Here is a 4,503-nt window from a genome sequence, read left to right on the forward strand (position 1 = left end):
GGGTCCGGCCGGCGGGCCGCGCGCCCCCCCCCCCGGGGCGCGCGGCCCGCGCGGGGGGGGGGGGGGGGGCGGCGATGCCGGGCCGCACGCGGCTGATGGCGGCGCAGGCGGCCGACATCGCGGAATGGCTGCCGAACGACCTGCTGCTGAAGCTCGATCGCTGCCTGATGGCGCATGCGGTGGAAGGCCGCACGCCCTTCCTCGATCCCGGCGTCGCCGCCGCCTGCTGGCGCCTGCCCGATGGGCTGAAGGTGCGCGGGCGCACCGGCAAGTGGCTGCTGCGCGAATGGCTGTCGCGCAACCTGCCGAGCAGCCGGCCCTTCGCGCCGAAGCAGGGCTTCACCGTGCCGGTCGCGGCCTGGATCGCGCATGTCGGCGAGCGCCTCGGCCCTCTCGTCGCGGCGCAGCCCGGTGTCGCGGAGATCGCGCGGCCGGATCGCGTCGCCGCCCTGTTCCGCAACGCGGCCGGCGACAAGCATCGCGGCTTCGCGGCCTGGCACCTGCTGTTCTACGCGCTGTGGCACCGCGCGCATGTGGAGCGCGCGGGCAGCGAGGGCGATGTGTGGGAGGTGCTGGCCTCGCGGGGGTGAGCGCCCGCCCGGCCTATCGTGATGCGCCGCGCCGGCCTGTATAGGGTGCGCCGACCGCCCGACCTGGAGGAACCTTCCGACCATGGCCCAGAGCTTCGATCTCGTCCTCCGCGGCGGCACGCTGGTGCTGCCCTGGGGCATGGAGCGGGCCGATGTCGGCGTCCGCGCCGGCCGCATCGCGGCCATCGGCGACCTCCGCACCGCCCATGCCGCCGAGGAGGTGGACTGCACGGGCCTGCATGTGCTGCCCGGCCTGATCGACAGCCATGTCCATCTGCGCGAGCCCGGCGACCCCAAGGTGGAAACCATCGAGACGGGCACGAAGGCGGCGCTGCTCGGCGGGCTCGCCGCGGTCTTCGACATGCCGAACACCAGCCCCTCCATCACCGACACCGCGCGCCTCGACTGGAAGCGCGCGCATGTGAAGGGCCGCGCCTGGTGCGACATCGGCTTCTATGTCGGCGCCACCAAGGCGAACATCGCCGCGCTGGCGGAGCTGGAGCTGCAGCCCAATGTCTGCGGCATCAAGGTCTTCGCCGGCTCCTCCACCGGCGACCTGATGGTGGAGGACGACGAGAACCTGGAGCGCGTGATGCGCGCCGGCCGCCGCCGCATCAGCTATCACTCCGAGGACGAGTATCGCCTGCAGGCGCGCAAGCCGAACTACACCACGGGCATGCCGTATCGCATGCATGCCGAATGGCGCGACGTGGAGACCGCCTTCCTCGGCACGCGGCGGCTGATGGCGCTGGCGCGCAAGACCGGGCGGCCGGCGCATATCCTGCACGTCTCGACCGCGGAGGAACTGGAATACCTCAAGGACTACCGCGACCTCTGCACGGTGGAGGTCCTGCTGAACCATCTAACCCAGACCGACGAAGCGTACGAAAGGCTCGGCGGCTACGCGGTGATGAACCCGCCGATCCGCGACCAGCGCCATCTCGACGCAGCCTGGGCGGCCGTGGCCGACGGCACGGTGGACACGGTGGGCAGCGACCACGCGCCGCATTCGCGCGAGTCGAAGGAAAAACCCTGGCCCACGGGCGGCTCGGGCCTCACCGGCATCCAGACCATCGTGCCGCTGATGCTGGACCATGTCAGCGCCGGCCGCCTCTCCCTCTCGCGCCTCGCGGACCTGATGTGCGCGGGGCCGGCGCGGGTCTATGGCGTGGTCGGCAAGGGGCGGCTCGCCGCCGGCTATGACGGCGACTTCACCGTGGTGGACATGAAGCGCAGCCGCACCATCGAGGAGAGCTGGATCGTCTCGCCCTGCGGCTGGACGCCCTTCGCCGGGCAGCGCTGCACCGGCTGGCCGGTGATGACCGTGATCCGCGGCCGCATCGCGATGCGGGAGGACGAGGTCCTCGGCAGCCCCGAGGGCGCGCCGGTGCGGTTCAGGGGCTGACCCCGCCCGGCGGTCCCGCCAGCCCCAGCCCCAACCCGGCCCTTGGCTCCGGCGGCGCCGGCGTGCCGCGCGGCGGGTCCGCCACCCCGCGCAGCGGCGCGCCGGGCGGCGGCACCGTCCAGCAATCCACCCGCCCGAGGGAGGGCGTGCAGAAGGGTGTGGGCGGCGGCGGGGGCGGCGGCTCCAGGCAATAGGGCAGGCGGCGCTCATGATTGACCACCGAGCAGTCCCGCCCCGTCACCAGGCTCGCCGCCACATCCACCGGCGTCCGCCCGATCAGGATGATCGAGGCGCCATTGGCCACCAGGGCCGGCCCGACCGCCGCATCCACCCAGCAGCCGCCAAGCGGCAGGGCCAGCAGCGGCAGCAGGGCGGCGGGGGGCGGCGGGCGCATGCCCCCAGCCTCGCCCCCGCGGGCTTAACGCCCCGTGAGCGCGCCTGTATGGTCCGCCGCCCGGCCCCGGGCACGGCCCCGGACACCGCCGGGGTGCATGGCCGAGCGGCGCGAAGACAGGCAGAAGGACAGCAGGTGCCCGACATCTTCGACGAGGTCGAGGAGGATCTCCGCGCCGAACGGGCGCGGAAGCTCGCCCAGCGCTGGGGCGGCGTCGCGCTCGGCGCCGCGCTGCGCGTGCTGGGCGCGACCGGCGCCTGGCAGGGCTGGCGCTGGTACCAGGCGCGCGCGGCCTCCGCCGCCGCCTCGACCTATCTCAACCTGCACCGCGCCGCGGAACTCCAGGGCGCCGACCTCGCCGCCGCCGGCAGCGGCTTCGCCGCGCTCGCGCAGGAGGCGCCCGCCGGCTACCAGACCCTCGCCCGGCTGCGCGCCGCCGCGCTGAAGGCCGAGACCGGCGACCTGCCCGGCGCGCTCGTGCTGTGGGAGCAGGTGGCGGCCGACAGCGGCGCCGACCCGCTCTACCGCGACCTCGCCACGCTGATGACCGTGAGCCATGCGCTGGACACCGGCGATCCGGCGCTGCTCGCCGCCCGGATCGCGCCGCTCACGGCGGAGGGCAATCCGTGGCGGGCCGCGGCCCGCGAAGCCCAGGCCCTGGTCGCCCTGCGCCGCGGCGAGACCGCGGAGGCACGGCGGATCCTCGAGGCGCTGGCGGCCGACGCGTCCGCCCCCGCCGGCCTGCGCGAGCGGGCGCAGCGCGTCGCCGCCGGGCTGCGCTCATGACGCGCCGAGTGCCGCGCCGCCTGCTGATGCTCGCCGCCCCGGCGCTGCTCGGCGGCTGCGAGACGCTGAACAACCTGCTGGGCGAGCGGAAGGTCCGCCTCCCCGGCGAGCGGCGCAGCGTGCTGCAGGCGGAGCCGCCCGTCGCGGCCGACGCCGAGGAAGCCGGCCGCGTGACACTGCCGGCGCCCGGCCCGGTGGCCGAATGGCCGATGGCCGGCGGTACGCCGACCCACAGCCCCGGCCACATCGCGGTGGGCGAGAGCCTCGCCATCGCCTGGCGCAGCTCCGTCGGCTCGGGCTCCGGCTACCGCCAGCGCATCGTGACCGGGCCGGTGATCGCCAATGGCACCGTCTTCACCGTGGATGCCTGGGGCGTCGTCTCGGCCCATGCACTGGCCGACGGCCGCCAGCGCTGGCGCACCGACACCACGCCGGAGGATGAGAGCGCGGTGCCGCTCGGCGGCGGCGCGGCCTTCGCGGACGGCACCCTGTATGTCGCCACCGCCGCCGGCGAGGTGATGGCGCTCGATGCCGGCACCGGCGCGATCCGCTGGCGCGAAAGGCTGCCCAGCGCGGCGCGCGGCGCGCCCACGGTGGCCGGCGGGCGCATCTTCGTCCCCACCATCGAGAACCAGCTCACTGCCCATTCGGTGGAGGACGGCAAGCGGATCTGGATGCATACCGCCGCGCCGCTGGTCACCATCCCGCTCGGCCTGCCGGCGCCGGCGGTGGAGGGCGATGCGGTGGTGGCCGGCTTCGGCTCGGGCGAGCTGCTGGCGCTGCGCGCCCGCGACGGGCGCGTGCTCTGGGCGGAAAGCCTGGGCGGGACGGGCCGGATGAGCCTGGCCGACATCGTCGGCATCACCGGCATGCCCGTGATCGCGGGCGGGCGGGTGATCGCGGTCGGTCAGGCCAACATCGCCATCGCCGTGGACCTGCGCAGCGGCCGACGCCTTTGGGAGCGCCCCTTCGGCGGCGGCGCCGGTGTGGCGGTGGCCGGCGACTGGGCCTTCGCCGCGACCGATGCCGGGGAGGCGCTGGCGATCGGGCGCGAGGACGGGCGGATCAGCTGGGTCACCCAGCTCGACCCCGCCCCGCCGACCGGCCGCCGCGGGGAGCCGGCGCGCTTCGGCCGGCCGATGGTCGCGGGCGGGCGCGTGCTGGTGCCCTCGACCCGTGGCGAGATCCTGCAGCTGGACCCGGTCTCGGGCGAGATCGTCGGGCGCATCCCCGTGCGCTCCCCGTTGTCGCTGCCGATGGCCTCGGCGGAGGGCCATGTCGTCGCCCTGGCGGACGACGGCACGCTGATAGCCCAGGGCGGAGCGCCC

At 75.3% G+C, this 4,503-nt stretch carries 5 protein-coding genes; 4 read left to right on the top strand and 1 reads right to left on the bottom strand.

The window, feature by feature from the left end; translation table 11 throughout:
* The coding region (locus AC1MIR_RS05450; protein WP_480027171.1) for an asparagine synthase-related protein at nucleotides 1–590 on the top strand (590 nt) is incomplete at its 5' end.
* 82 nt (nucleotides 591–672) lie between these two features.
* Nucleotides 673–1,995, top strand: a complete 1,323-nt coding sequence (locus AC1MIR_RS05455) for a dihydroorotase (protein ID WP_480027172.1) — start codon at nucleotides 673–675, stop codon at nucleotides 1,993–1,995.
* Here AC1MIR_RS05455 and AC1MIR_RS05460 read toward each other — a convergent pair.
* Nucleotides 1,985–2,389 carry a hypothetical protein gene (locus AC1MIR_RS05460; protein ID WP_480027173.1) on the bottom strand — a complete coding sequence of 135 codons (405 nt, stop codon included), beginning with the start codon at nucleotides 2,387–2,389 and terminating at the stop codon, nucleotides 1,985–1,987. The genes AC1MIR_RS05455 and AC1MIR_RS05460 overlap by 11 nt on opposite strands.
* Nucleotides 2,390–2,524: 135 nt before the next feature.
* Here AC1MIR_RS05460 and AC1MIR_RS05465 point away from each other — a divergent pair, with 135 nt between their 5' ends.
* Entirely contained in the window at nucleotides 2,525–3,175 is a 651-nt protein-coding gene (locus AC1MIR_RS05465; protein ID WP_480027174.1) for a tetratricopeptide repeat protein, read from the top strand.
* Nucleotides 3,172–4,503 (top strand): outer membrane protein assembly factor BamB family protein (locus AC1MIR_RS05470; protein WP_480027175.1); only part of this gene is annotated, 1,332 nt, incomplete at its 3' end. The genes AC1MIR_RS05465 and AC1MIR_RS05470, both read left to right, overlap by 4 nt.

Source organism: Falsiroseomonas sp. RANM36 (assembly GCF_056682175.1).

Coding starts and splice junctions, on each gene's coding strand:
- AC1MIR_RS05455 (WP_480027172.1), top strand. CDS start 673: ATGGCCCAGAGCTTCGATCTCGTCCTCCGCGGCGGCACGCTGGTGCTG.
- AC1MIR_RS05460 (WP_480027173.1), bottom strand. CDS start 2,389: ATGCGCCCGCCGCCCCCCGCCGCCCTGCTGCCGCTGCTGGCCCTGCCG.